Source organism: Arthrobacter sp. CP30, assembly GCF_053470025.1.
In genome coordinates this window covers 139,520-165,446 of record NZ_JBQEMM010000009.1, presented here as the reverse complement: position 1 = coordinate 165,446, position 25,927 = coordinate 139,520, and the positions used below count along the sequence as shown (strand labels likewise).

The following is a 25,927-nucleotide window of genomic DNA, read 5'->3' as shown; positions in this document are numbered from 1 at the left end:
ACAACCTCAATGGGCGTGACGCTCGTGATTGTGATGCCGCAGCGCGCTCTGCCGGCGGCCGACGACCTCACTTCAGCGTTCGATCAGATCAGTTCGAACGCAGCGAGTAGAGGCACTCGTCAACATAAGTTGACATAACGTGGGTTATCGGCGATCCACGAAGGACTTGGAGAGCAGAGGGTCATCTCTGGAACGAGCCCTGCGCGCAGCACACACCTCTCGGGGTCGGCAGCCCTGGTGAAATATGATGGGGCTACAGTTTGCGGCTACAAAAGAGTAGGGTGGTACATGGCACCGCGGTGGGAACCGTCAAGCGATAAGCACGGGGTCTCGCGCCAGGACCAGGCATACGCGATCCTGCACGCGAATTTCGTCCATGAGCTAGACGAACCGGTCAACGAGGGTGCGATTGTCCTCTACATCGGCCCGGAGCATGCTCAGACGGATCGGGAAGTTGAGATTCTGGTGCACCAGTTCGGTGATGGAAGAGAGTCTTCAATTTTTCATGCAATGCCCCTGGGGCCTAAGTTCAGTCGATTCCGAGAGGAGCACCCTGATGGCGGGAAATGACATGGATTACGAGGCGTTGGCGCAACGTCTAACCGAACCGACAACGGAAGTTCGCGGGAAGGGAACTCCACTTCACGGAGTTGAGGCGGCCGAGGCTGGACGTTCCTTTCTTCTGCGGGAGTTTGGTAGCGAGGAAGCTTTAGAGAAAGTCCTGCGCCCAGGGCGACCTAAGGTTGGCCAGGAAAGATCTCTAGGTTCGTCTCCCACGGTAAGGGGACGGATTCCTGAAAATGAGTATCAGGCGTTCAATGACTTGGTTGCGGAGACAGGGAAGGGCCAAAGCGCACTGGTCCGCGAAGCCGTGCACCTACTGCTGCAGCATCACCATAAGATTGCTAGCTGACCTAGGAGCCTTGAAGGTGGGAAGTGGAGCTAGGTCTGGGAGAGCGCCCTGATGATTGAGGTTGTGGAGGAGCGGGCACGACTTGTGTTGGAGTATATTGCCACGCTGCAGCGGCAGGGCTATCGCCCAACAGTTCCCGAGGTAGATGCTTATGCGGCGCGTCCACATCGGGAAGGACCCAAGCGGCAAAACTTTGCTTACAGCTTTAGTACGGTGATGGAATCGATGTTGGCGGGCCCCTTGGTTGAGCAAGGCGAAACATACCTCGATTATTTGAAACGGCTCCAGTGGGCGAAAGTTTCGCAAGGTACGGTCGCTTTGACTCCTCTCGCCCTGGCGATGCTTCGAGATCTGAATTCACCCAAAGTCGATCCCGAAGCACAGCCTTACGTCGAAGTGACCGTTGATCCGTCGGACAAGATGGCTTTCGCGCGGCTTCTCAATCAATTCAATAATCTCGGGTCTGGTCTTCTTGTCGACCCTTACCTGCGGCTGGAACAGTTTTTGGAGGTCGCCGAAGCAACCCCCGTGACACGAGTACTTACCTCTTCTCGAGCATTTGGAACAGATCAACAGCGTCGACTTTATTAGCGCGCGATATCAGCGGCCGATGGCAAGATCCAAGTCCGCCACATCGATAAGCTTCATGACCGGCATTATATTCCTGAGGCCGGAAAAATCTGAATGTTGGGTGTCAGCTTGAATGGCGTCGCCAAGAATATCAGCGTGCTTACTCAATTAGGTGATAAGAGCTCGAAGGTACTTCGAGACGCCTACGAGAATTACTGGCGAGATGCTTCAGTTCTGGAGCCAGTCAACGCCGTCGGTGTTGTTGAGGTTGAAAAAGGAGAGGAAAGTAGCGCTAGCGTCGATTAGGGGCTTCGCGTCTCCATAGGGTCCCTGTCGACTCGGCACTCTCCGAGAGGCCCGGAGTTCCTTCCGGGCCGACCAGTGATGTGCGGTCAGCGCTGAACGAGAGCGCAAAGTCGATCGACGACCACTCCCCAGGTTGGTGCGCCTCCTGCCCACACGTGCACGGCACAGGCTCCCTACGCTCCGCTGCTTGTCTCGCACACCCGTGGACAACAGGGCTGTGCAACTGACGGAGGCTTATGACAGCGGATCCAGGGTTTTCTGCTTGAGGCGTTCGTAGGGTGTGATCCCGGCGAGTGCCCCGTGAGGTCGATCGTAGTTGTAGTGGTCCTCCCATTGCTGGAGACGGTCCTGGAAGAGGTTTACGTCATCGATGACCTGTCCCTCGAGGAGCCGGTAGAACTCCTCGGAGTCGATCCGATGTGAACGCTCTACCTTGCCGTTGAGGCGGGGCGTGGCGGGTCTGATGCGTATGTGTCCGATGCCTTTGTCGAGTAGGTGCCAGTGGAAGGACTGACCGAACTCGCTGCCGTTGTCGGTCTGGACCTTCTCGACCACGTCCACCTCTGTCGCCGTCGGTGAATGATGCGGGGCGCTTGAGCGGTCTTTCAGTCCTTCGAAGCCCTCGGTCTCGTAGCGCTTGAGCCACCTGTAATACGCCTGCCGGCTCACGCCGTAGTAGCGACACGTCGCCGCGACGCTCCCGCTGACCTCCTCAACGTGACGCAGGATCGCGAGCTTGTGGTTGGCTCGTCGCTCCATCGCTCGAAGGGCTGATGCGGACGGTCTTGATGTCATGCAGTCTTCCTCTCAACTGGAAGGCCCGACTGTCAACAACCTCCGTCAGTTCTATAGCTAGCGGGTATGGGTTCCGGGTCTCACTGCGCTTTGTTCGCCTCTATTCAACTACTGAAATCAGGCGGGTCCTCAAGCCAGTGGTGCCACTCCACCAGCTCTACGGATAACGCATCCTGCTGCTGGTCTCGCAGCTCGCGCGTCGGTGGCAGCGCTTCCGGCAACTGCGAAGAGTGTTCCATGTTCAGCGGTAACAGGTTCAGGATGAGCGTCGAATCGGTGCCCAACTTCAAGGTCTCGATGTCGACGATCCAAGGTGAACCATCCAAGAACCGATCTGCGACAACGACGTTGTCGACGCTCAATTGTGCGACATCTCCGGCCCAGACAATTTCCAGTTCACGTCGTCGGTGCCCGAGCCCTGGGTCACGGGGAACACCAATTTCATATATAGCTGCCAAGTCATGGATGGTGTCCTGCGTGGGGGCGCTCCCCCTCCCGGCCGAATCGCCATAGCTCGGCGGGATGTTGCCTGCCGGTCGTAGCAGCGTGACCGGAAGTTGTTGTCGGCTGGGAGGGTCGTCGAGAGCTCGAGGTCGGACGGGTACAAACGCGTGAGTTGACGGCTGGTAGCGATGAACCTCGGGCTCTAGTGCTGTTGTGCGTCCGTTCAGTAGGCTGGCTGCTCCGAGCCATATGGGATGTTCCGACAGCACTACTTGTCGATCCGTGCCATCACCCAGTACCCAAACCTGATCTGCGTCTATTGATGGCAGCACGAGGACGTCGATGTACGTCGTCAGGGTGGAGCACCGGTATACATGGGTCCTGGTAACCCTTCCGGGTCCGGTTGACGCGTCGCCTTCGCCGTCCCCATAACGGGTGATAGTGACGTTGTCGGCCCACTCCCACGTCAATGGGATACCGTGCTCGGCGGTGAGGACGAGGACGGTGATCGTTCCGTCCTGCAGTGTGGTCAGTGGGGAAGCGGTGGCCCATAGGAGCTCGACGTTGTTGATGACCAGACCCAGGGGCCAGTGCGCAATGGTTCCGGAGGGAACAGCGACGGGGTGGGGTGGGAAAAGGATACGTTTATCGCTCATGGTGACGTCGAACTGGGCATCTTCGTAGGTATTTAGTGGGATGTAGGGCTGGTGCCAGGTGATGAAGATGAAGCCGCTGCTTCCGTCACTGCGTATCGCCCATCGGAGGGTCTCCATGTCGTCGATGCCCGTTGGTCCTCGGTCGGGGAGTTTCGATTCCATCGGAGCGAAGGACGGGCCGAAGGCGGCGAGGAAGGCGTGTTGGCGCCGGAGCAGGTTATGGCTGGTGTTCAGGCGTCCTGATGCGCCGATGGGAGCGTGGAAGTCGTAGTCGTACTGGGGTAGGTCGTTGGGGTAGCCGGTGTCGTGAGATTCCTGCAGTCCGGTGGTGTAGGAGTGGTCCTGGTTCGTAGGGTTCGTTCCGCCGGTATACATGTAGTAGCCCTGCCACGCGGATCCGCTGCCGATCTTGTTGTGGGCGACAGCCGCGATGTCGAGACCGGTGGGCCGTGGTCGCCGGTGGTAGGCGGTGGCCATGCCTCCGCCCAGTTCACAGGTGGCAGGCGGGTACGGACGATGTGTGACGACTTCCTGTTGGGGGGCGCTTCGAAGGTCGGCGCCGATACCGGGGTCGTCCCATGCGTGGGAGAAGAAGAAGTGCGCTCGGAAGCTCGGATCCCAAGGCTCGTCCGCATCGACCCAGAATCCGTCTCCGTACCCCCCGAACAGCGGGACGACGTCCTGCAGTGGCAGGTTCGCTCCACCCCATGCGGTCGCAGTATAGAAAGGGGCGATGATTCCGCTTTCGATCGCGAGCCGTTTCAAAGTGCTGATGTGGCCGGGCTGGTCATACAGTTCGTTCTCGAGTTGCACGGCGAGCACAGGTCCCTCAGGTTGGCAGAAGGGTGCTACTTCGTGGCCGAGCCGGCGCAGCCATGGTTCGATCAGCGCCAGGTAGGCGGGGTCGTCGGTTCGGTGTTGTACCGGGGCTGCCTGAACCCAGTCCGGAAATCCTCCGTTTCGCACCTCTCCGTGACACCAAGGACCAATCCGAACAACCACGGCCAGACCCAGTTCTGCACACAAGCTGATGAAGGCTGCAATATCGAGCCTGCCGGCAAAGGACACACCGCCGCGATGGGGTTCGTGATGAATCCACAGTGCATACGTTGCTACCACTGTGATCCCGCCGGCCTTCATGAGGTTGAGGCGGTCGCGCCACTGGTCCCGTGGGACACGGCTGTAGTGCATTTCGCCGGATACGGGGATCACCGGCACATCATCGTGCTCAATGAACCAAGGTGTCATCCGGTACCTCGATGATGCGCCGTCGACTGGTGAATCCAAGAGGGTGAGGTTGCGCGTGGATCGTCCATCGATGGTCAGAGGTATGAGTGAGCAAGCCTGGGACATCGGGCACCGCTTCCTGCCGGGTTATTCCCCGGCGTACGTTCCTCGTACTCCTTCCTCCATAACTTCAGCGCGACCACGTGGGCTGCTTCGCTATGGGGCAGGACCTTCTTCGCCATCTAAGCAGTGCAGAAGCAGATCCCCAACCGCGCACCGCCACGTGCACGAATGTCCATATTGACGGCTCATATCCCTATGTCATGCAGCCGCTTGCACGCCTAGATTTAGCGCATTGGACCCGGAAGGGTTCACCCGTCCTGCAGTGCAAAGGAGCATGTAATGTTCGGCAACCACTTTTCGGCCCGCCGGTCGGCGTTGGCCGCCTCGGTCACCATCGTCCTCGCCGGAGGGCTCACCGCCTGCGGCGGCTCCAGTGGAGACACTGCCCCCGCAACACCGGAAGGTCCCGTGGACATCACATTCCAGTCCTGGGTCCCCAACATCGATCAGGCTGTCGATGCCTACAACGCCTCCCAGGACGACGTGAACGTCACACTCGAAACCATCACGGCAGGACCCGACGGCGGATACGCGAAGATGCTCTCGGCCGTGCAGGCAGGTAACCCGGCCGACGTCGCCCAGCTCGGATACGACGCAATCCCGGACTTCCTGGTCAATGACGCGCTGGAGGACATCACCGAGTATGTCGGTGATCAGGAGGACAAGTTCGTCCCCTGGCAGTGGGAAACCGGTGTCTTCAACGACAGTGTCTACGCTGTCCCCCAAGCGAGCGGGCCCCTCGGCCAGTTCTACCGCAAGGACATCTTCGACTCCCTTGGCATCACGTACCCGGAGACGTGGGATGAGTACTACGAGGCAGCGAAGAAGATCCGGGCCTCCGATCCCAATCGCTACATCACGGCTTTCGCCTTTAACCAGGCACCGTGGCTCATCGGTCTGTCCCAGCAAGGTGGTGGGAACTGGTTCGCACCCGAGAACGACGCGTGGACCGTCACCATCAACGATGACGAGACACTGAAGGTCGCCGAGTTCTGGCAGAAGATGATCGACGAGGACCTCGTGAAGATCGAAGCAGACTTCTCGAGCGAATGGAACGCCGATATCCAGAACGGGAACGTCACCTCTTGGATTTCCGGGTCCTGGGCCGACGCCATCCTGCGCGGAACCGCCCCGGACGCTGCCGGACAATGGGCCGTTGGGCCCATGCCACAGTGGGAAGCCGGAGACGAGGTCTCGGCGACATGGGCCGGCGGCTCCGCCAGCGCGGTTCTGAAGGGATCCGATCACCCCAAGGAAGCCGCCGAGTTCGCAGCCTGGCTCAACTCCGATCCCGAGAGCGTCAGCATCCTGACCAGTGTCGGCGCCGGCTGGCCGGCCATCGCCGACACGAGTTCCATCGCTTCCCTGCAGGAGGACCCCGAGGTTTTTGCCTTCTACGGCGGCCAGGACATCTGGGATGTCTTCGCGGAATCGGACAAGAACGTCGACAACAGCTGGAAGTGGCCTCCCCTGTCCTCGACACTCTTCGCCTCACTGAGTGACAACGTCAAGACTGCTGTCGAAAGCGGATCACCGCTGACCGACGCATATGACAAGACGCAGGAGGACATGAGCTCCGCGCTCAAGGACAAGGGAATCGCGGTCAATTGAGCCAGACCCGAGAGGCGGGGCGCACAGCGCGTCCCGCCTCTGCCCCAACATCACCACCCGTTCGCGGCCGAACTGCACGACCCGCCCGTACGTCCGGGCGGCACTCCAGGGTCGCCCTGCTCATCCTGGTGGTGCCCTTCGCTGTCATGTTCGCGGCGTTCTTCATCGCCCCCATCGTCTACGCAATCAATGACAGCCTCTTCTCGACCAAGGCCTCCGGCCTCGGCTTCGGCGCACCCGAGAGGACCTTCGTCCTCTTTGACAATTACGCCACCGCTATCAGCAATCCGTCCTTCGTCGAAAGCCTCGGACGGCTCCTGGCCTTCGCAGCCATCGAAGTGCCCCTCATGGTCGTGACTGCCGTGGGACTGGCCCTACTCATCGACTCGGCCAGTGCAAGGTTCCCCCGAGTCTTTCGGGTTATCTTCTTCATCCCCTATGGAGTTCCCGGCGTGATTGCGGCCTTGCTATGGGGTTTCCTCTACATCCCGGCGACGAGCCCGATCCTGCAGGTCTTATCCGCGATCGGTATCGATCTCAGTCCCTTGAGCACGGGCAGCATCCTGTTCGCGATCGCCAACATCGCGCTATGGGGCTTCGCCGGCTACAACATGTTCATCCTTATCGCGGCCCTGAACGCCGTCCCGTCAGAGCTTTTCGAGGCCGCGAAGATCGACGGCGCCTCCGAGTGGGCCATCACCTGGCGCATCAAGCTCCCACTGATTCGACCATCGATCGTGCTCGTGACCGTCTTCACCATCATCGGCACCCTGCAACTGTTCGTCGAACCACTCGTCCTCAGACCACTGACCACGGCGATCAATTCTGACTACACACCGAACCTCGCCGCCTACAACCAGGCCTTCTCCCAGGGCAACCCGAACCTGGCTGCAGCCATGGCGGTCATTGTCGCAGTGCTCGGATTCGCCTTTTCCTTCGGCTTCCTCCGTCTCGTGAACCGCAAAGGAGACCGCGCGTGGTAGCCCGAAACCGATCCATCCGACAACCCTTGACCAGCACTATTGTGGTCAACGGCGTTCTTGTCATCGCCGCCCTGTACTTCCTGCTCCCCATTCTCTGGGTACTCGTTGCAGCAACCAAGAGCCCGGGTGAACTATTCAGCAGCTTCGGCCTGTGGTTCACCGATTCACCGCAGGCATGGCTGAATCTCACCAATGTCTTCACCCAGGACGGCGGCATCTTCACCTCCTGGATCCTCAACAGCATCTTGTATTCCGCAATCGGGGCGTTGGCCGCGACTATCTTGTCAGCAGCATGCGGGTACGCGATAGCCAAATTCCCCTTCAAGGGCCGGGAGCTGCTGTTCTCCATCATCCTCGGGGGTGTTCTTGTACCCGCAACGGTCATCGCACTCCCCCTCTACTTCCTCCTGAACGCAGTCGGCCTCACCGGCACGTACTGGTCCGTCCTCCTTCCCAGTATGGTCAGCCCCTTCGGCGTGTACCTTGCGCGGATTCATGCCAACGCAGCGGTGCCAGATGAGATCATCGAGGCTGCACGCATCGACGGCGCAGGAGATTTACGGATCTTCGGGGCGATAGCGTCCCGCATGATGACCCCGGCACTGGTGACGATCTTTCTCTTTCAGTTCGTCACGATCTGGAATAACTACCTGCTGCCTTTGGTCATGCTCACCGAGACAAAGACATTCCCACTCACCCTCGGACTGACGCTCTGGAACTCGCAGACGCAGCGGGATCCCATGTTCTACCAACTCGTTGTGACCGGATCTGCACTCTCCGCGGTCCTTCTGGTGGCCCTCATGATCGGGCTGCAGCGCTTCTGGCGGGCCGACCTCACCGCAGGAGCCACTAAAGGTTGACCGCAGACATTCCCAGGATCGGGCGCGGTACCATCGGTAGGGCCGGTGGCACCAGCACCACAGCACGTCCAATCAGTACCTGTCAGCCCTTCCGCTCGGCCCGATACGCGCTTGGGCTCTGCCCGTGAAGACGGCGGAACTGCCGCGAGAAGTAGAACTGATCCTCCATCCCGATCTCCTGCCCAACCTGCGCAACGGAGAGATTGGTGGTGTCCAGCAGCCGCCTGGCCCGCGCCATCTTCAGTGCCACGTGGTGAGCAAGGACCCCGCCCCCTGTCGCCTCCCGGAACAGTTTGCTCAACTGTGAGGATGACACGCCGACAAGTGCTGCCAGATGGGGTACCCGGATCGTCCCGTCGACGCGCTCCTCGAGGAAGCGCATCGCCTGCTCCAACGGCGCTCCCTTCTCCGGTGACCGGCGATCGACCGCCAAGGAGGTCAACAGGCGCCATGCCATGCCTGCTGTCGCAACGAGACGAGCCGGCGACTGGTCACGTTCGAGCGAGGAAATGATCTCGTCCAGAAGGGCGGTCAACCGGTCGACCGCCACCAGCCCGATCAATGGCCGACCGTCGGTGATCCCTGCTTCAGCAAGGAGTTCAGCCACGTCTGTTCCCCTGACGTGACACCACCAGATCGTCCATGGATCCTCTGTTGCTGCCCCATAGGCATGAGGGATGCCCGTGTTCCCGAGAAGCACGACGGCGGTCGCTTTCTCGACCCTTGCCCGGACCCCACCCACTTCGACCCATCCGCTGCCCGCCACGCAGAGCATGATGATCGTCTCCGGTGCTCCCCTGTCCCTATGGCGGCCGTGACCGGTAGCCCGGGGGAAGAAGCCTGCATCGGTTACCACCATCCGCCGCGTGACAGGGCGAGTGAGTGCTTCCCTGATGAGCGGTCGTGGAACCACGACCAGGCGTTGGTCCTGGAACCCTGTCGCTCTCTCGCCTTCAGGTTCGCCTGTGTCGAATCGTCCATGCATGCCTCATTATCTGCCATGGCGAACGGCGATGATGGTTCCTAGGGTTGGTTCTGTGAGCCACGCCAATGACGTCAAGAGTTCCATCACGCTTCCCGCGGCCCCTGCAGACCAGCAGGTGCTCCTCGACGCAGGCGGCGTCGCCTGCTGGAGCGAAGCAGTGTCCATTGATACGTACGCGCCTGAGGAGCCAGACGAGTATCCGATGTTTCTGGACCGCCGCGTATATCAGGGCTCGAGCGGGCGGGTCTATCCCATTCCCTTCACCGACCGCATCTCCACCACGAAACAACCCCGCCTCTGGCAGGCTGTGCACCTCGAAAACCAGTGGATCCGGTTGATGATCCTGCCCGAACTCGGCGGGCGTATTCATATCGGCTACGACAAGACCAACGGGTACGACTTCTTCTACCGCAACAACGTCATCAAGCCAGCCCTCGTCGGGCTCGCCGGGCCGTGGATATCCGGAGGAGTTGAGTTCAACTGGCCCCAGCACCACCGCCCAGGAACCTACCTACCGGTCGAAACCAGCATCGAATGCGCCGACGACGGGACGACGACGGTCTGGCAGAGCGATCTGGATCCCCTGCAGCGGATGAGGGGGACCCACGGCATCAGGATCCGCCCGGACAGCTCCGTCATCGAAGTGGCAGTTCGCCTCTACAACCGCACCGATGAACCGCAGACCTTCCTCTGGTGGGCGAATGCCGCAGCCCGGGTCCACGATGACTACCAGTCGTTCTTCCCCACAGATGTCCACTACGTTGCCGACCACGCCCGAAGAGCTATCACAGCATTCCCCCGTGCTGATCGCCCGTATTACGGCGTCGACTACCCGGCCTGCGCCAACGTGACGCAACCAAACGCTGACCGTATCGACTACTACAGCAACATTCCTGTCCCGACCTCTTATATGGTCACCGACACCCAGGACTCCTTCTTCGGCGGGTACGACCATCGGGTGGAAGCCGGCTTCATCCACTGGGCCGACCGGTCCATCGCGCCCGGCAAGAAACAGTGGACATGGGGTAACGGCCCGGTCGGCCACGCCTGGGACCGGCTCCTTACTGACACGGACGGGCCCTACGTGGAACTCATGGCCGGGGTATTCACTGACAATCAGCCGGACTTCAGCTACCTCGCGCCCGGCGAGACAAGGACCTTCAGCCAGTTCTGGTATCCCATCCAAGCCATCGGCGCAGCTCATCAAGCTACACAGAACGTCGCCGTGTCACTGCGGCGGGATGAGGGCGCATCGGTTGCCACGGTCGGCGTAGCAAGCGCGACGCTACGCAACAACACCCGTATCCTTCTTCTTCGGGACACCACAATCTTGTGGGAGGCCATCACCGCGCTCACGCCGGCCGCTCCCTTTCTAGCGGACGTGCCGCTCGACCCTCCTGACACGACTGTCGCTCTCACGCTGCGGGTCATGCACGAGGACTCCGAACTGATCGTATGGACTTTGCCAGGCAACACCGACGGCGCGGACAGCACCGGCTCCGTTGAGCCGTGGGTCGCAACAGAACCCCCCGCACCCCCCGACATACCGTCAGCCGACGAGCTGTATGTAACTGGGACGCACCTTCAGCAGTACCGGCACCCGACACGATCTGCGGCACCATACTTCCAGGAAGCACTCGACCGCGACCCACACGACTCCCGGTCCTGCCTGGCCCTGGGCGCCTGGCACTATCGGCGAGGTGAATACCGGGAAGCCCATGACCTGTACGCGCGCGCCCTCACCCGACTGACGTCACGGAACCTCAACCCGCCGACCGGTGAAGCCCATTACCGTCTTGGCCTTCTAGCCGAACGATCTGGGCGCCTCGATGAGGCCGAGACCTACTTCCGGAAGGCCGCCTGGGATAAAGCCTGGGCTCATCCGTCGCGCCTGGGCGCGGCACGCATCGCACTGCGGACCGGCAAACCCGCAGAAGCCCTCGAGAATGCCGACGCTGCGCATCAACACGATGCGCTGAGCCCTGCCGCGGACCACATAATGATCGTCGCGCGACGGCACTTGGGACACGTCGACCGCGCCGAGGATCTACTCGAACAGTGCCTTCGCACCGATCCGCTCGATCCGGTCGCTCAAGCCCTCGCGGGCAGACTGAAACCCATCGATCCGCGCACCATCCTCATCGTCGCTTCAGATCTATGGCGTCTCGGCGACACCGGGCGTGCGCTCGAGATCACTGCGCATCCGACCAGTTCGTCCTGGGCGACGTTCGGGAACCAGGAACCTCTGCGGCATTACCTCCGAGCATCATGGTTCGACACGCTCGGTGACACAGCCAGTGCAGCATTCGAACGAGCGGAAGCCCGCACTTCTATGGCGACGTATGCCTTCCCTTCGGGGTTGGAAGAGTACGACGCGCTGGTCGCCGCCATCGCCGCCGACGCAACTGACCATGTCGCCCGTGCACTCCTGGGGGCCTGGTTGCTCGACGCCGGGCGAATCATCGAAGCATACGAAGCGTTACACCAAGCCACAGGTCTCGGGTCATCAGACCCGGTAGCGTGGCGCAACGCCGCCGTTGCAACGATCAACAGTGGCGGCTCCATCATCGACGGCACGCGCTACTTCGACCGGGCTTTGGAACTCCGCCCCGGCGATCCCCGACTGGTCTTCGAACGCGCACTCCTGGCAGCCCTGGGCGATGAGCCCCTCGAAGCACGCCTTCACCTGATCGAGCAGCATGGCCCCACTGTGCTCGTGCGCGACGACTTGGCCATCCTCTACGTGAACCTGCTGATCGACACGGGCCGCATACAGGACGCCCTCACCATCATGCAGGAACGCACCTTCCAGCCCTTCGAAGGCGGAGAGGGCAAGGCCCTTGCTGCCTACGACCGTGCGTCCCTGGCGGTAGCCCGTCGTCTTCTCGCCACCGACCCTTCAGCTGCGCTGCGCCTGGTTGAAGCTGGAACCATGGCACCAGCGAACCTCTCGGAGGGACGACACCCCGTCGACAGCCTCGCCGAGCGCTACGTACTTCTGGGAGAAGCCCGCGAAATGCTGGGCGACAACGAGGGAGCACTGGAGGCCTATGCCCGCGCCAGTGTCAACAACAATCCGCTGGCGGTAGGGCGCACCACCGGTCAGCACGACTTCTGGCGTGGCATCGCCCACCTCAAACTCGGCAACGACGCTCAAGCCGCGGATGTTTGGACTGACCTCGAAGCGCAAGCAGACCAACTCGAGCTAACCGGTCCGCAGGTGGACTACTTCGCCACCTCGCTCCCGGAACTACTGCTCTTCACCCAATCCGCAGACAGCGAGCAGCAGTTGCTGGCCCGCCACCTCAAGGCCCTCGCCGGTCGAGGCCGGCTACTTCACATGACGGAAGTGAGCGCTCCATGAATGACAGATACCTGGGATCAGGCACCGTCGATTCCACTCATCGCGGGCTGACCGGCCCTATCCCTAGTCACCTGCCTGCTCGGCTCACCATCAGCTTGTGGGACTTCTCCTGGTACACCCGCGTAGAGCCGGGAGGCCCCTACGCGGACCTCGATGCAGTCTGCGCTGAAACGGCCGCACTGGGGTACAACACGATCCGCATCTGCGCAGCCCCGCTACTCCTCTTCAGCGACCTCGGCCTGGGTCACTTGGCAACGAGTCTTGAGATCGAAGGCCTCGGTCCGCGGCCGGACGGCGGGTACTTCGGTCAAGGCACCCGGTGGTACGACTGCCCAGGCGGATACACCATCAACCTGCATGAGCGTCTGATCGAACTCTTCGATGCTGCAGCCAAGCATGGGCTCGTCATCATCCTCGCCAGCTGGGAGTACCAACAGTCCCCCTCGTTCGCCCGGTCGGAGGAATGGTTCCGTGCCATTGACGCGGTTGCGCTCGAGGACCGTTACGCACTTCTCGCCAAGGCGTGGAACGGGCTCATCGATGCCCTCACCGCCGCCGGGCACCGGCAACGAATAGCCTTGGTCGAGTTGCACAACGAAGTCGATTTCTCGATCCTCCCCGCACTGGAGGACGGCGGTAGCGAGGCAGTCGCGCAGCTACGGGAACTGCATCCCGACCTGCTCGTCACCGCGAGCTACGGCAAACCCCCGCACCTCACAATGCACGAGCTGCCCGAGGGACTGGGAGCTGCCCAGTTCCATGTCTACAGCTACGGCGTGCTCGATGCGCTGCAGAAGCGGATCGATATCCGCTCCGAAGGCACGACCGACTTCCCGAACGCTGAGCTCAAAGCGCTCCTGCGCACGGGTGCCCCAACACTGGCTGAGTACGGGCGAGCTGCAGAGTGGAAGTACTCAGCAACAGTGGTGACAGATCAGATGCTGTACGGGTACGACTGGATCGATGCCGATGCCTGGGACACCTGGCTGTACAACGAATACGGCACCTATCGCGAAGTCATGCGCCGCGAAATCGAATCACGAGTCATCGCGATCGCAGGCTGGGCACGCTGGCAACAAGTGCCCGCGGTCATCGGAGAAGGCTGGATCGGCTACACGCCGCTGCACGGCACCTTCGAGGAAGGACCAATAGGGCGGATCCTCGCAGAGCAAGGCATCAAAACCGCACTCGACCACGGCGTCTGGGGGATGGTACTCAGCTCGAATGCTGCCCCTCACCATCCCTTCTGGGCCGACAGAACATGGCAACAGCAAGCGAACCGCCTGATCCGTTCTCATGACACCCAACGATCAGTACCTGACAGAGGATCATTATCAGCAGGTTCGTGAGGTCTTTCTGAAGCCGTACCGTGGTGTCGAAATGATAAACGTCCTACCACATGACGAAGCCCCGAGGTCCAGTATCACGAACCTCGGGGCTTCTCGTTGCGGCTACTGCAGGGGTGTAAGGAAGGTCAGGGTGGACCCGGTTCCTACGATCAGTTCGCTGAGTGCTTCGTTGAAGACCTTGCCGTAGTCGGCGCTGATGTGTGCGTCGAACGCGTGCTGGTCACGGTATATCTCGTAAACGAAGAAGTCATTCGGCGACTCCTTGCGTCGGTGGGGGTCGAAGGTGATATTCCCTGGCTCAGCACGGACCTTGGTAGTGAGGTCCAGGAGAAGCGCCTGGACTTCCTCGGCCTTGCCCTCTTGGGCGGTGAACTCGGCGTACAGGGCTACGATTGCCTGCTCTTGTTCGGTCATGCGGTCTGCGCTCCGGTCATGATCGCCACCGCTTCGGTCATGGTGTGGCTCTGTGGGGTGATGGTCGTGGCGCACTTTCCGAGGCGCTGGATGTGGATCCGGTCAGCGACCTCGAAGACGTGTGGCATGTTGTGGCTGATAAGGATGACCGGGATTCCCCGGTCGCGGAGATTCTTGACCAGCTCGAGGACCTGCTTCGATTCGCGAACACCGAGGGCCGCGGTGGGTTCGTCGAGGACGACGACCTTGGATCCGAAAGCTGCCGCGCGGGCGACGGCAACGGCTTGGCGTTGACCACCGGAGAGATTTTCGACGGGCACGGTGACGTCCTGAAGGGTGCTGATGCCGAGCTCGGTGAGTTCTGCCCGCGCTTTCTGGCGCATACCTTTGGTGTCGACCATGCGGAATACGGAGCCGAGTATCCCTCTACGGCGTTCTTCACGTCCGAGGAAGAGGTTGGCGGCGACGTCGAGCGCCGGTGAGACGGCGAGGTTTTGGTAGACGGTTTCGATGCCGGCTTGCCGTGCGTCCTGGGGTCGTTTGAAGTGGACGGGCTGTCCTTCGAGGAGCAGTTCGCCCTGGTCAGGGACTTCGGCTCCGGTGAGGCATTTGATCAGAGTCGATTTGCCGGCGCCGTTGTCTCCGATGATCGCCAGGACTTCGCCCGGGTAGAGCGACAGGGACACCCCGTCGAGGCCGACGACCTTGCCGAAGGTTTTGACGAGGTTGCGGGCTTCGAGGATGGGCTGACGATTGGGGTCACTGCCCGGTGCTGGGAGGGTTGTGCTTGCTGTGTCGGTCACTTGCGTACCTTTCGGATCCACTGGTCGACGGAGACGGCGATGATGATCAGGACACCTACGGCGAAGGTCTGCCACAGGACGTCTAGTCCGGCGAGGGAGAGGCCGTTGCGGAAGACGCCGACGATCAGCGCCCCGAGGAGGGTGCCCCAGATGGTGCCGCGGCCTCCGAAGAGGCTTGTTCCGCCGATGACGACGGCGGTGATGGAGTCCAGGTTGAGGTCGGCGCCGGCGTTGGGTGATGCCGCGTTGCTGCGGCCGATCTGGATCCAGGCGCCGACGGCGAGGATGGCGCCTGCGGCGAGGTAGACGCTGACCAGGACGCGGTTGACACTGATACCTGCAAGACGTGCAGCTTCCTTGTCGTCGCCGACGGCGTAGACGTGGCGCCCCCAGGCGGTCTTGCCGAGGATGAAGGCAACGGCGATGTACAGCAGGAGCATGAGAACGACGCCGTTGGTGATGTTCACGCCTGCGAGGCTGAAGGTCGTGCCGGTGGCGGTGAGCACGCCGGGCATCTCGGCTCCGCGGACGGTGGCGCCTGCTGAGTACAGCAAGGTCAGGGCGATGAAGATGTTCAGTGTGCCGAGGGTGACGATGAACGGGGGAAGCCTGAACTTGGTGACCAGGAAGGCGTTGAATGCGCCGGCGGCGAGGCCTACGACGAGTCCGAGGAGCAGCGCGACGAATCCTGGGAGGCCGTTCTGTGAGCTGGTCTGGGCGATCACCATGGAGGTGAGGACCATGACCGCTCCGACGGAGAGGTCGATGCCAGCGGTGAGGATGATGAGGGTCTGCGCGATGGCGAGGGTGCCGACGACTGCGACCTGCTGGGTGATCAGCGAAAGGTTCGCCGGGGCGAGGAAGCGTTCGTTGAGGAGCCCGAACACGATGATGGCGAAAACCAGCACGATCGCGGGGCTGAGGGCGGGGTAACGGTGGAGGGTGTTGCGTACTCGCGTGAGTGGTGTTGTGCGGTCGAGGAACTCGCCGGCGAGATCATGGCTGCCCGCTGAAGGTGCCGCTTTCACTGTCTGGTTCATGGAAGAACTCCGTTGGTCGGTGCTGATAGTCGGTCCGCGGGGAGAGTGTCGACCCGCGGACCGACTATGTCGAGGGGTGCTTTATCCCCAGCAGATGTCGCTGGCAGCGGCGGCATCGATGGACTCGAGGCCATCCTGCGGCTCGTTGGTGACCAGCGCTACGCCGGTGTCGAAGAAGTCCTTGCCGTCGGTGGGCTCGGGGGCCTCGCCGGTCTCGACCAGGTCGGCGATGGCCTGGACTCCGAGCTCGGCCATCTTCACGGGGTACTGCTGGCTGGTCGCGTCGATGATTCCCTCATCGACCTGAGCGACGCCGGCGCAACCTCCATCGATGGATACGACGATCACGTCGTCCTTGCCTGCGGCCTTGAAGGCCTCGTAGGCGCCGTAGGCGGCCGGTTCATTGATGGTGTAGACGACGTTGATGTCTGGGTTGGCGCTCAGAAGGGTTTCAGCTGCGGTGCGGCCGCCGTCTTCGGCGCCCTGGGAGGCTTCGTTGCCGACGATTTCGTAGTCGCCGCCGCTGTAGGAACCGGTCTTCTCCTCGTCCCCGTTCTTCTCGGCATCGGCCGTATCGATGCCCATTCCGTCGAGGAAGCCCTGGTCACGGTTGTAGTCGACGGAGACGATCTTGTCGTCGAACAGGTCGATCATGGCGATGGTTGCCTTCTCGCCGGCGAGCTTCGAGGCGGTCCACTTGCCGATTTCCTGCCCGGCGACGAAGTTGTCGGTCGCGAACGTGATGTCGGCGGCTTCCGGATCTGACGGCGGGGTGTCGAGCGCAATGACGAAGAGGCCTGCATCACGGGCCTTCGTCAGCGCGTCCTCGACGGCCGGGCCGTTGGGGGTGATGAGGATGCCTGCGTCGCCCTTGGAGATGGCGTTCTCGATGGCCTGGATCTGGGTGTCTTCGTCGCCGTCCTCCTCGCCGGCAGCCAGGGTCAGCTCGACCCCTTCGCTTTCGGCTGCTGCCTGCGCACCTTCCTGCATCGCGACGAAGAAAGGGTTCGTGGTGGTCTTCACGATCAGCGAGACGCCGATCGGGCCGTCGGCCGAACCAGAAGCGGCACCATCGCCCGATGAGGACGACGAGTCTCCGCCCCCACACGCGGTCAGAGCCAGGAGCGACAGGGTCACGACCGAACCCGCTGTCATGAGACGCCGGCGGATCGAGTGGGATGGATGGGATGTCATGCGATTCATCCTTGAATCTCCTTAGGTGGCGGGAGGCATCCTCCCTGACAACGATGTCATGTCAGGTATAGACTATGATCTGGCTCACAGTCAACCTTTCCGGAACGATGGAGATTCGAACGTGACATCGATGTCAGGTAAAAGCTCACCGCAGGCTCCGCGTTCGCGCCCTACGATGCGCCACGTCGCGGCCCTGGCCGGCGTGGGCATCAAGACGGTCTCGCGGGTCATCAATCAGGAACCGAATGTTTCAGCCGCGACCATAACGAAGGTGATGGATGCCGCGCGGTCGCTGGATTATCACCCTGATGAGCAGGCGGGAAATCTGCGGCGGGCGGACGGGCGGACGCGGACCCTCGGCCTGCTGGTGAGTAGCGTCGACAACCCCTTCGCCGGGGCCATGCATAGGGCCATCGAGGATCTGGCCCTGGAAAGGGGTATCGCCGTCTTCGCCTCCAGCTTGGACGATGACCCTGAGCGGGAACAGGCTTCGGTGGCTGCTTTCCTGAGGCGGCGGGTGGATGGGCTGATCCTCACCACCATTTCACGCGACCAGTCCTACCTGGCCTCCGAGATGCGCCATGGGACCCCCATCGTCTTCGTCGACCGCGAACCGGCGGGCATCGCCGGGGACTGCGTTGTGAGTGACAACCGTGAAGGTGCGCTGACGGCTACCAACCACCTGCTCGACCATGGCCATCGACGCATCGCCTATCTAGGGGACCGGAGTGACATCTACACCGCAGCGCAGCGGCGCCTCGGATTCTTCGATGCTCTCGGTCGAGCAGGTGTTCCCACGGGTGACATTCCGGTCATCGAGAATCTTCACGATGAACGATCCGCGGCGCAGGCAATGCTCGCTCTGCTGGACTCCCCCACCCCACCCACGGCGGTCTTCAGTAGCCAGAACCTCGTGACCATTGGTGCCATTCGGGCACTGAGATCCCGTGAGGCACACCGAAGCACAGCGCTTGTCGGCTTCGACGACTTCCAGCTCTCCGACCTGCTCGATCCAGGAGTCACCGTCGTCGCCCAGAGCCCGGAGGACATCGGCCGTACCGCTGCTCAGCGCCTCATCGGCCGGCTCGACGGAGAAGTGACACCGCCTCGCACCTGCATCGTCCCGACCACCCTCATCATCCGTGGCAGTGGCGAAATCCTTCCCGCTCAGCGCTGAGCCCAACAGAAAGAACCACGATGACATCCCAGACCACCAGCAGCGTCGTCGTGATCGGCGACGCCCTCATCGACGAACTACGCGAACCATCCGGATCACAATCCTTCCCCGGCGGTGCAGCATTGAACGTAGCGGTCGGACTGACCCTGCTCGGTATCCCCGCGACCCTCATCGCCATGGTCGGCAACGACGAAGACGGCCAGCGCATCAGAGCATTCCTGGACCTCCACGGAGTAAAACTCCTCGCAACGCCTGCGCCCTACGGCACCTCCCGCGCCGTATCGGATCGCACCGACGGCGAACCCCGCTACGCCTTCAACCACGCCGCGAGGCACCGCACCCTGCTCTACCAGGACGCACACCGGGCAGCCATCGCGCAGGCAAACTTCATCGCCGTCAGCTGCTTCCCCTTCGACAACCAGAAGGAAGTCGATGCGCTGACGGCCCTGATCAGCCGGCCCGAGCGCCGCCTTGTCATCGACCCGAATCCTCGCTCAGGCATGATGGCCAACAGGGAGCTCTTCCTCGCCAACTTCACGGCCATGGCAACCCGGAGCTTCCTCAGCAAAGTCGGCGACGACGACGCAGCCCTCCTCGCCGCCGAAGACCTCCACACATTCAGTCAGCGCCTCCTCGACGCCGGAGCGCCCACCATCCTCGCCACCGCCGGGCCGCTGGGCGCCTGGCTCCTGCGCGCCAACGAGCTCGGAATCCACCAACCGGTAGCCGACCTTGAAGGTCTGATTGTCGACACCATGGGCGCCGGCGACGCCACCTTGTCGTCCGTGCTGTCCACGCTCGTCCGAGACGGAATGCCCACAACAGCCTCCGACATGACGACCGCGCTGGCGGAAGCAATGCTCATCGCAGCCGCCACCTGCCGCGCGCACGGCGCTCTCCTGCAGCAGCCTGAAGCATCGGCTCGTCGTGAAGCTCACCATGAATCCGGCGCCACATCCATGCCTGAAGACCTGAGCGTCTGACGCCGAAACACCTCTCCTTGAATTGTCCGGTAGACAGTGCGTAGCATCACACTCACCAATTGACAACGTTGTCAGTTCAGCTGACACGCGCAATGAAGGGCGTACCTAGACCATGAAGTCCGGAACCCGCAGCCAAACCCTCACAGCAGGTGTGATCGCCGCTATTGCCGCATCGCTCCTGGCCGCCAGCGGCCCCGCTCTGGCCGAAGAAGCACCGATTGATCCTGCCAGCCAGCAGTACCGCCCGTTCATCCACTTCAGTCCCGAGAAGAACTGGATGAACGACCCGAACGGCATGGTCTACTACAAGGGCCAGTACCACCTGTTCTTCCAGCACAACCCCTACGGGACGACGTGGGGCAACATGAGCTGGGGGCACGCCACGTCCACGGATCTGCTGCAGTGGGAAGAACAGCCCCTGGCCATCCCGCAGACTGTCAATGCCGACGGGGTAGCGATCGAGGACATCTTCTCGGGCTCGATCGTCGTCGACGAAACGAATTCCTCGGGGTTCGGCACCGCAGAGAACCCGCCCCTGGTCGCGATTTACACGAGTGCCTACACCGGTGCGCATCCCACCCTCGCCGGCCGGCAGGCCCAGTCCCTCGCCTACAGCATTGATGAGGGACAGACCTGGACAAAGTACGACGGGAACCCCGTTCTGGACCGAAGTTCGGCAAACTTCCGGGACCCCAAGGTGTTCCGCTACGACGGCCCTGCCGGATCGTACTGGGTAATGACAACCGTCGAGGCAACCGACCATAAGGTCGTCCTCTACAAGAGCGACAACCTGAAGGACTGGACCCACCTCAGCGACTTCGGCCCCGCCAACTCCACCGCAGGCATCTGGGAATGCCCCGACCTCTTCCCCATCGCGGTGGACGGCGACCCGAACAACATCAAATGGGTGATGATCGTCAACCTCAACCCGGGAGCTGTCGCGGGAGGAAGCGGCGGCCAGTACTTCGTCGGAGACTTCGACGGCACCACCTTCACCTCGGACACGACCGAACCCGTGGACTCCGTGCCCGAGGGCACGACACTGGCCGGTTTCAACGACGGAACGTACAACGGCTGGACGGTCAACAATGAACCCGGGAACTGGAAGAACGGCCCGTGGTCCGACGCCCCTGCCGCCGGTGCGATTCCCGGCCAGATGACCGTCACCGGGTACACCGGGGCAGGACTCATCAACGGCTTCAACGACGGCGACTGGCCCGTCGGGACCATCCAATCCCCCACCTTCACCGTCGGAAGCCAGGACCACATCAACTTCCTGGTCGGCGGCGGCAACCACCCCCACGTCCCCGGCGGCCAGCTCGAAAACACCCCAGCACCCGGAACCCTCCTCTTCAACGGCTTCGAATACGCCCAAGGCACCCTGACCGATCAAGGGTGGATCATCGACGGAGACTTCGAAGCCGCCCGCAACCCCTCCACAGCCGGCGGCGAGAACTTCATCGGCACCGGCCGCATCAACACCTTTGAAGCCGGACCCAACGGTGACAACAACTCCGGGACACTAACATCTCCCGAGTTCACCATCGACAACACGAATCTGAGCTTCCTGATCGGCGGCGGACGACGTACCGATGGAACACTGCAGGCCGAACTCGTCATCGACGGCCAGGTCGTCCACACCGCTACCGGAGACAACTCCGGATCGCTCAACTGGCAGAACTGGGACGTCACCGCCTACACCGGCAAGCAAGCAACCCTGCGAATCGTCGACAATGCCTCCGGAGGATGGGGACACCTCACCTTCGACCACGTCGTCCTTGGCGAGGAACCCGCCCTCACCCGCAGCGATGAAACCTCCGTCAACCTCGTCGTAGACGGAGAAGTCGTCCGAACCGCAACCGGCAACAACAGCGAAACCCTGGACTGGAAGAGCTGGAACGTCAGCGAGTTCGAGGGACGAGAAGCCAGCATCACCGTCGTCGACAACAACCGCGGCGGCTGGGGCCACATCCTCGCCGACGAATTCATGCTCTCCGACGAACCGGCCGTATCCCGCCTCGAGGACTACGACTGGCTCGACTGGGGCAAGGACTACTACGCAGCCGTCTCCTTCAGCAACGTCCCCGACAACAAAAGAATCATGATCGGCTGGATGAGCAACTGGGACTACGCCAATGACATCCCCACCACCACATGGCGCAGCTCCATGTCACTGCCCCGCGAAGTGAACCTGACCGAAACAGCAGACGGCCCCCGCCTGGTCCAGAAAGTCGTTGACCAGATCGACATCCTGCGCGAAGACAATGCCGCCTACACCACCGGACCCCGGACCATCGCCGAAGGCGCCGAGACCCTCCCCGTCTCAGGCGACGTCGTCCAGATCGATGCCGTCTTCAGTCCGGGCGACGCCGAAACGTTCGGCCTCAGCGTCCTCGGCGACGGAACCGAAGCCACGAAGATCGGCTACAACGCACAGACCAGCAGGCTCTTCGTGGATCGCACCAATTCCGGCAACGAAGGCTTCCACCCCGCGTTCTCCTCCATCGAGGACGCCCCCGTCCCGCTGAAAGACGGCCAGGTCGCCATGCGCGTCTACGTCGACCGGGCCTCCGTCGAAGTCTTCGCCAACGACGGGCTGACCACCATCACCGACCAGGTCTTCCCCAACGTCGGCGCCAACCAGATAGGCCTGTTCTCCTCCGGCGGCACAGCAACCCTCGAGGGCCTGACCGTGACCCCCCTGACACCCGCCATGTGGCACGGACCCGTACCGGAGAAGCCCGAGGACAACGCCTCCACGGCGCCTGGTAAAGCCAAACTGTCCATCGACCACGGCAAGGACAAAGGGCCCCACGACGGCAACTACACCGTCACCATGGACCTGAAGAGCGGGGAGAACGGCAGCAGCTTCACCCTGTACGAGAACGGCGAGCAGATCCACACCCAGAAGCTCGCATGGGCGACCCCGAAGCCCCAGAACGCCATCGTGGACATCACCAACCGGGCGCCGGGCAAGTACGTGTACACGGGAGTGCTCACCAACAGTAAGGGGGCGACGGAAACGACAAAGCAGACCGTCGTCGTGCAAAAAGCGAAGAAGTAGCTACAGGGAGGAGGCACCGCAGTTCCTCGAATCACTGGTCAAACCTCCACAGGCGAGAGCCGGTAGCCCACGCACCGGGCTACCGGCTCTCGCCGTGTGAGCACCGTAAACGGCATATCCCCGACACCTGCCGTCGGGGTGATTCAATTCGGCTGTGCCAGGTACCGAGGGCACCCCACTCGCTCTTGCAGCCTGTCAGGTGCTGCGACACCCGACAGAAGGTGGGTTATCGGCGGTTTATTGAAGGTCCGACTCGGCCCATTGGCTCACTATGGTTCAGCGGGTGCTGGTTCGTTTCCGGGTGCCCAGGCGGGCAGGATGTGAGAAGTTGCAGCGCATACGCCCGTGCTATCACGTGAGATTGCTGGTCGTGATCGAAAGGATGTCATCGCGGTGCGGATACTCGTTGTAAGCGCAGGAGCAACCGGTGGTGCATTCGGCACTTTGCTGCAGGAAGCGGGGCGGGACGTGACTTACCTCGTCCGCGAACGCAAAGCCGACGCCTTACGTCGGGACGGGTTACGGTTTGTTTCCCCGGAAGCTGACCGGACACACCCGGTGCAGGTCCTCACGGCGATGGATGTTCCCGCGGCCACGCAACAGCCATTCGATCTGGTGCTCATCACGGTGAAGGCAACAGCCTTTTCCTCCGCGGTCACTGACCTCCACCCCTTCGTCGATGAAAATACCCGCATCCTCCCGATCCTCAACGGCATGGCGCACATCGACCCCCTCCAGGGGCGGTATCCGGGACAGGTCCTCGGCGGCCTGGCCCGCATCGTGGCAACCCTCGACGGGGACGTCGTCCACCAGAAGACGCCGATGAGTTCACTCATGGTGGGATCCCTAACTGACATCCCGGTACCGGAAGACATTCGGGACGCTCTCGACGCCCCAGGTATCGACTTGTCCGTCGCTGACGACGTGAGGGGTGCCCTCTGGGACAAGTGGGCGTTCATCGCTGCTGCCAGCATCATCAACTGCCTGTTCCGCGCCCCTATAGGCCGCGTTCTCGAAGCCGGCGGCGAGGATTCGATCCATGCGGCGATCCATGAGCTCGAGGTTGTCGCTGCGCGGGCAGGACATCCCGTGTCGGATTCGGCACACCGACAAGCGGTGGCTTTGCTGACTGAATGGGGCTCGTCCTTCACCACATCGCTGTATCGCGACCTCACAGTAGGACTTCCCTCCGAGGTTGACCACATCCTCGGTGACTACGCCCTGCGCGGCCGAACCCTGCAGCAACCAACTCCCCTACTTGACCTGGCACTGATCGCAATCAGGGCAAACTTCCTGCTGAGTGCCCCAGCGTGACGGTCGTCCCAGGTAGACATGTTCGGGCCGGGGTCCCCCGCCGTCGGCGTGAATCCGCCACCAGTCGGACATGCCCGTGCCGGGATCGAGCCTCAGGGTTTCCCACGCCCTCCACAGGGCGTTGAGGCGACTCACCGCCCAAATCATCGGCGATACCGAATCACGTCGAGGGGTGGTTATCTGGCGCTCCTGCCAGTCCTTACTTACCGACTCGCGCAACACTTTGCGTGCTCGGAGGAAACGGGCCGCCGCAGGCGATACAGAGACGGTCTTGGCGCGCTTCTGGCGACGATTATGGGATGAACAGATCCACCCTGAATTGCGTCCGGCCCGGTTCGCTGGTCACGCTGAGCGCGCCTCCGTTCGCCTCGACGAGGGCCTGCACGATCGCCAATCCCAGTCCGGTGCTCGTGGTGCTCCCGGTTCCGGCCGCGCGTGAATCGTCGCCTTTGCTGAAGCGCGTGAAGATGGTGTCCAGGAATGACGGGTCGATGCCTGGACCCGAGTCCGTGACCGTGATCGTCACTTCCCGGTCACGGACTGTGAGGGCCGTGGAGATCGAGGTACCCGGTGGGGTGTGTTTGTGCGCATTGGAGAGCAGGTTGATCAGCACTTGGCGGATTTCCGGCTCGACGGCCCGGATCTCGACAGGCTCCTCCGGCAGATCAAGGCTCCAGATGTACGCAGGCGCGGTTACCCGTGCGTCGCTTGTTGTCTCGATCACGAGTTCCGTCAGGTCGACGTCGGACACCTCACCGCGTTGGCCCTCATCGAGGCGCGCCAGTAGCAGGAGGTCCTCGACGAGGGAGGACATGCGCTTGGACTCGCTGTCGACGCGCTCGAGGGCGGAGCGTCCCGCCGCGCTGACTGTCTCGCTCATGAGAACCAGTTCGGTGTACCCGCGGATGGACGTGAGCGGCGTGCGGAGCTCGTGGCTCGCGTCCGCGACGAACTGCCGCACTTTCATCTCACTGGATTGACGCTGGCGCAGCGCGCTGGTGACGTGGTCGATCATTTCGTTCAGGGCGATCCCGACGGTGCCGACCTCCGTTCCGGGCTGCGCTGCCGTGGAAGGCACCCGCACGGGGATGGCCACTTCGCCGGAGGACAACGGCATCCTGGACACCGAGGTCGCGACCGCGGAAAGCTCCTCGAGCGGACGTAAGGACCGGCGGATGATGACCGTTCCGGCGAGGCCGGTCAGCGTAAGCCCGATGAGGGAAAGCCCAGCCACGGTGATGCCGAGGGAGGCGAGGGTATTGTCGCGCTCGGTGGTGGACAGCCCGGTCACGAGGATGGATCCTGCATCAGGGCCAAAGGCCAGCGCCGCTGCATCGACCCGATATCGCCCTGATGAGAGCACGAGCTCTTGGGGCTGGCTAGCCGGATTCACTGACTCGAGTATGTCGAGGTCTGCGTCGGTGAGGGGTTCTGTGCTGCCGTCGTCCTGCACGAGCGCGGAGTTCTGCACCTCGCCGTCGTCGAACACCGCGTTGAACGTGCCTGGCCTTTGGCCGGCCGCATTTTCGGGGTCTACATCATCAAAATCCGGTGCTTGCCCGCGCGGTGGACCGTTGGAGAAGCCAGCCCGCCCTGCGGCCGGGGTCAGTGCCTCATCGAGCTGGCTCGTCAGGTAGCTGCTCATTGCAAGGTGACTGAACACGCCGATCGCTATGCAGATCGCGGTCAACAGTGCCAGGGTTGCCAGGATCAGCTTGGTTCGCAGGTGTAGTCGTCGGTGGCGGTGTTTCC

At 62.1% G+C, this 25,927-nt stretch carries 20 protein-coding genes; 10 read left to right on the top strand and 10 right to left on the bottom strand.

Annotated features, from left to right (window positions below):
• The first annotated feature begins 964 nt into the window (after nucleotides 1–964).
• Nucleotides 965–1,504 (top strand): hypothetical protein, encoded by a 540-nt coding sequence (locus ACTIMO_RS13080; RefSeq protein WP_448182678.1) that lies wholly within the window; start codon nucleotides 965–967, stop codon nucleotides 1,502–1,504.
• Nucleotides 1,505–1,513: 9 nt separating this feature from the next.
• Here ACTIMO_RS13080 and ACTIMO_RS13075 read toward each other — a convergent pair whose 3' ends face one another.
• From ACTIMO_RS13075 to ACTIMO_RS13065, 3 genes are all read right to left on the bottom strand, one after another.
• On the bottom strand, nucleotides 1,514–1,651 hold the full coding sequence (locus ACTIMO_RS13075; RefSeq protein ID WP_448182677.1) for a hypothetical protein: 138 nt from the start codon (nucleotides 1,649–1,651) through the stop codon (nucleotides 1,514–1,516).
• A 372-nt stretch (nucleotides 1,652–2,023) separates the two neighbouring features.
• Nucleotides 2,024–2,584 (bottom strand): helix-turn-helix domain-containing protein, encoded by a 561-nt coding sequence (locus ACTIMO_RS13070; protein ID WP_448182676.1) that lies wholly within the window; start codon nucleotides 2,582–2,584, stop codon nucleotides 2,024–2,026.
• A gap of 104 nt (nucleotides 2,585–2,688) precedes the next feature.
• Nucleotides 2,689–4,932, bottom strand: a complete 2,244-nt coding sequence (locus tag ACTIMO_RS13065) for a beta-galactosidase (RefSeq protein ID WP_448182675.1) — start codon at nucleotides 4,930–4,932, stop codon at nucleotides 2,689–2,691.
• A gap of 381 nt (nucleotides 4,933–5,313) precedes the next feature.
• Between ACTIMO_RS13065 and ACTIMO_RS13060 the strand changes: the two genes are divergently transcribed.
• From ACTIMO_RS13060 to ACTIMO_RS13050, 3 genes are all read left to right on the top strand, one after another.
• A complete protein-coding gene (locus ACTIMO_RS13060) occupies nucleotides 5,314–6,645 on the top strand; it encodes an ABC transporter substrate-binding protein (RefSeq protein WP_448182674.1) in 1,332 nt (443 codons plus the stop codon).
• A gap of 128 nt (nucleotides 6,646–6,773) precedes the next feature.
• Entirely contained in the window at nucleotides 6,774–7,628 is an 855-nt protein-coding gene (locus ACTIMO_RS13055; RefSeq protein ID WP_448182673.1) for a carbohydrate ABC transporter permease, read from the top strand.
• Nucleotides 7,622–8,488 (top strand): carbohydrate ABC transporter permease, encoded by an 867-nt coding sequence (locus tag ACTIMO_RS13050; protein WP_448182672.1) that lies wholly within the window; start codon nucleotides 7,622–7,624, stop codon nucleotides 8,486–8,488. Before ACTIMO_RS13055 ends, ACTIMO_RS13050 begins: the two co-directional genes overlap by 7 nt.
• 82 nt (nucleotides 8,489–8,570) lie before the next feature.
• On the opposite strand, the gene ACTIMO_RS13045 is transcribed toward ACTIMO_RS13050, so the two are convergent.
• Complete coding sequence (locus tag ACTIMO_RS13045; protein ID WP_448182671.1) at nucleotides 8,571–9,347, bottom strand: helix-turn-helix domain-containing protein; 777 nt, start codon at nucleotides 9,345–9,347, stop codon at nucleotides 8,571–8,573.
• Nucleotides 9,348–9,525: 178 nt separating this feature from the next.
• Here ACTIMO_RS13045 and ACTIMO_RS13040 point away from each other — a divergent pair, with 178 nt between their 5' ends.
• Together ACTIMO_RS13040 and ACTIMO_RS13035 are read left to right on the top strand one after the other, a co-directional pair.
• Nucleotides 9,526–12,837 (top strand): DUF5107 domain-containing protein, encoded by a 3,312-nt coding sequence (locus ACTIMO_RS13040; protein ID WP_448182670.1) that lies wholly within the window; start codon nucleotides 9,526–9,528, stop codon nucleotides 12,835–12,837.
• Nucleotides 12,834–14,186 carry a cellulase-like family protein gene (locus ACTIMO_RS13035; RefSeq protein WP_448182669.1) on the top strand — a complete coding sequence of 451 codons (1,353 nt, stop codon included), beginning with the start codon at nucleotides 12,834–12,836 and terminating at the stop codon, nucleotides 14,184–14,186. Before ACTIMO_RS13040 ends, ACTIMO_RS13035 begins: the two co-directional genes overlap by 4 nt.
• Before the next feature lie 102 nt (nucleotides 14,187–14,288).
• Here the strand turns inward: ACTIMO_RS13035 and ACTIMO_RS13030 are convergent, their stop codons facing one another.
• From ACTIMO_RS13030 to ACTIMO_RS13015, 4 genes are all read right to left on the bottom strand, one after another.
• Nucleotides 14,289–14,600: a putative quinol monooxygenase gene (locus ACTIMO_RS13030; RefSeq protein ID WP_448182668.1), complete on the bottom strand. Its 312-nt coding sequence runs from the start codon at nucleotides 14,598–14,600 to the stop codon at nucleotides 14,289–14,291.
• A complete protein-coding gene (locus tag ACTIMO_RS13025; protein WP_448182667.1) occupies nucleotides 14,597–15,403 on the bottom strand; it encodes an ATP-binding cassette domain-containing protein in 807 nt (268 codons plus the stop codon). The genes ACTIMO_RS13030 and ACTIMO_RS13025 overlap by 4 nt, the downstream gene beginning before the upstream one ends.
• Nucleotides 15,400–16,443, bottom strand: a complete 1,044-nt coding sequence (locus ACTIMO_RS13020; protein WP_448182666.1) for an ABC transporter permease — start codon at nucleotides 16,441–16,443, stop codon at nucleotides 15,400–15,402. The genes ACTIMO_RS13025 and ACTIMO_RS13020 overlap by 4 nt, the downstream gene beginning before the upstream one ends.
• 81 nt (nucleotides 16,444–16,524) lie before the next feature.
• Nucleotides 16,525–17,637: a substrate-binding domain-containing protein gene (locus ACTIMO_RS13015; protein ID WP_448182665.1), complete on the bottom strand. Its 1,113-nt coding sequence runs from the start codon at nucleotides 17,635–17,637 to the stop codon at nucleotides 16,525–16,527.
• A 175-nt stretch (nucleotides 17,638–17,812) separates the two neighbouring features.
• On the opposite strand from ACTIMO_RS13015, the gene ACTIMO_RS13010 reads away from it, so the two are divergent.
• From ACTIMO_RS13010 to ACTIMO_RS12995, 4 genes are all read left to right on the top strand, one after another.
• Nucleotides 17,813–18,814, top strand: a complete 1,002-nt coding sequence (locus ACTIMO_RS13010; protein WP_448182664.1) for a LacI family DNA-binding transcriptional regulator — start codon at nucleotides 17,813–17,815, stop codon at nucleotides 18,812–18,814.
• A gap of 20 nt (nucleotides 18,815–18,834) precedes the next feature.
• Entirely contained in the window at nucleotides 18,835–19,797 is a 963-nt protein-coding gene (locus tag ACTIMO_RS13005) for a PfkB family carbohydrate kinase (RefSeq protein ID WP_448182663.1), read from the top strand.
• Nucleotides 19,798–19,909: 112 nt separating this feature from the next.
• Nucleotides 19,910–22,861, top strand: a complete 2,952-nt coding sequence (locus tag ACTIMO_RS13000) for a GH32 C-terminal domain-containing protein (protein ID WP_448182662.1) — start codon at nucleotides 19,910–19,912, stop codon at nucleotides 22,859–22,861.
• Nucleotides 22,862–23,254: 393 nt separating this feature from the next.
• Nucleotides 23,255–24,175: a 2-dehydropantoate 2-reductase gene (locus ACTIMO_RS12995; protein ID WP_448182661.1), complete on the top strand. Its 921-nt coding sequence runs from the start codon at nucleotides 23,255–23,257 to the stop codon at nucleotides 24,173–24,175.
• Here ACTIMO_RS12995 and ACTIMO_RS12990 read toward each other — a convergent pair.
• A complete protein-coding gene (locus tag ACTIMO_RS12990; RefSeq protein WP_448182682.1) occupies nucleotides 24,116–24,322 on the bottom strand; it encodes a DUF4913 domain-containing protein in 207 nt (68 codons plus the stop codon). The genes ACTIMO_RS12995 and ACTIMO_RS12990 overlap by 60 nt on opposite strands.
• 145 nt (nucleotides 24,323–24,467) lie before the next feature.
• Entirely contained in the window at nucleotides 24,468–25,865 is a 1,398-nt protein-coding gene (locus ACTIMO_RS12985) for a sensor histidine kinase (protein WP_448182660.1), read from the bottom strand.
• Nucleotides 25,866–25,927 lie beyond the last annotated feature (62 nt).

What these genes read in the sequence shown, in the direction of transcription:
- ACTIMO_RS13080 (WP_448182678.1), top strand. Translation starts at nt 965, where the DNA reads ATGATTGAGGTTGTGGAGGAGCGGGCACGACTTGTGTTGGAGTATATT.
- ACTIMO_RS13070 (WP_448182676.1), bottom strand. Translation starts at nt 2,584, where the DNA reads ATGACATCAAGACCGTCCGCATCAGCCCTTCGAGCGATGGAGCGACGA.
- ACTIMO_RS13065 (WP_448182675.1), bottom strand. Translation starts at nt 4,932, where the DNA reads ATGACACCTTGGTTCATTGAGCACGATGATGTGCCGGTGATCCCCGTA.
- ACTIMO_RS13060 (WP_448182674.1), top strand. Translation starts at nt 5,314, where the DNA reads ATGTTCGGCAACCACTTTTCGGCCCGCCGGTCGGCGTTGGCCGCCTCG.
- ACTIMO_RS13045 (WP_448182671.1), bottom strand. Translation starts at nt 9,347, where the DNA reads ATGGTGGTAACCGATGCAGGCTTCTTCCCCCGGGCTACCGGTCACGGC.
- ACTIMO_RS13035 (WP_448182669.1), top strand. Translation starts at nt 12,834, where the DNA reads ATGAATGACAGATACCTGGGATCAGGCACCGTCGATTCCACTCATCGC.
- ACTIMO_RS13030 (WP_448182668.1), bottom strand. Translation starts at nt 14,600, where the DNA reads ATGACCGAACAAGAGCAGGCAATCGTAGCCCTGTACGCCGAGTTCACC.
- ACTIMO_RS13020 (WP_448182666.1), bottom strand. Translation starts at nt 16,443, where the DNA reads ATGAACCAGACAGTGAAAGCGGCACCTTCAGCGGGCAGCCATGATCTC.
- ACTIMO_RS13015 (WP_448182665.1), bottom strand. Translation starts at nt 17,637, where the DNA reads ATGACATCCCATCCATCCCACTCGATCCGCCGGCGTCTCATGACAGCG.
- ACTIMO_RS13010 (WP_448182664.1), top strand. Translation starts at nt 17,813, where the DNA reads ATGCGCCACGTCGCGGCCCTGGCCGGCGTGGGCATCAAGACGGTCTCG.
- ACTIMO_RS13005 (WP_448182663.1), top strand. Translation starts at nt 18,835, where the DNA reads ATGACATCCCAGACCACCAGCAGCGTCGTCGTGATCGGCGACGCCCTC.
- ACTIMO_RS13000 (WP_448182662.1), top strand. Translation starts at nt 19,910, where the DNA reads ATGAAGTCCGGAACCCGCAGCCAAACCCTCACAGCAGGTGTGATCGCC.
- ACTIMO_RS12990 (WP_448182682.1), bottom strand. Translation starts at nt 24,322, where the DNA reads ATGATTTGGGCGGTGAGTCGCCTCAACGCCCTGTGGAGGGCGTGGGAA.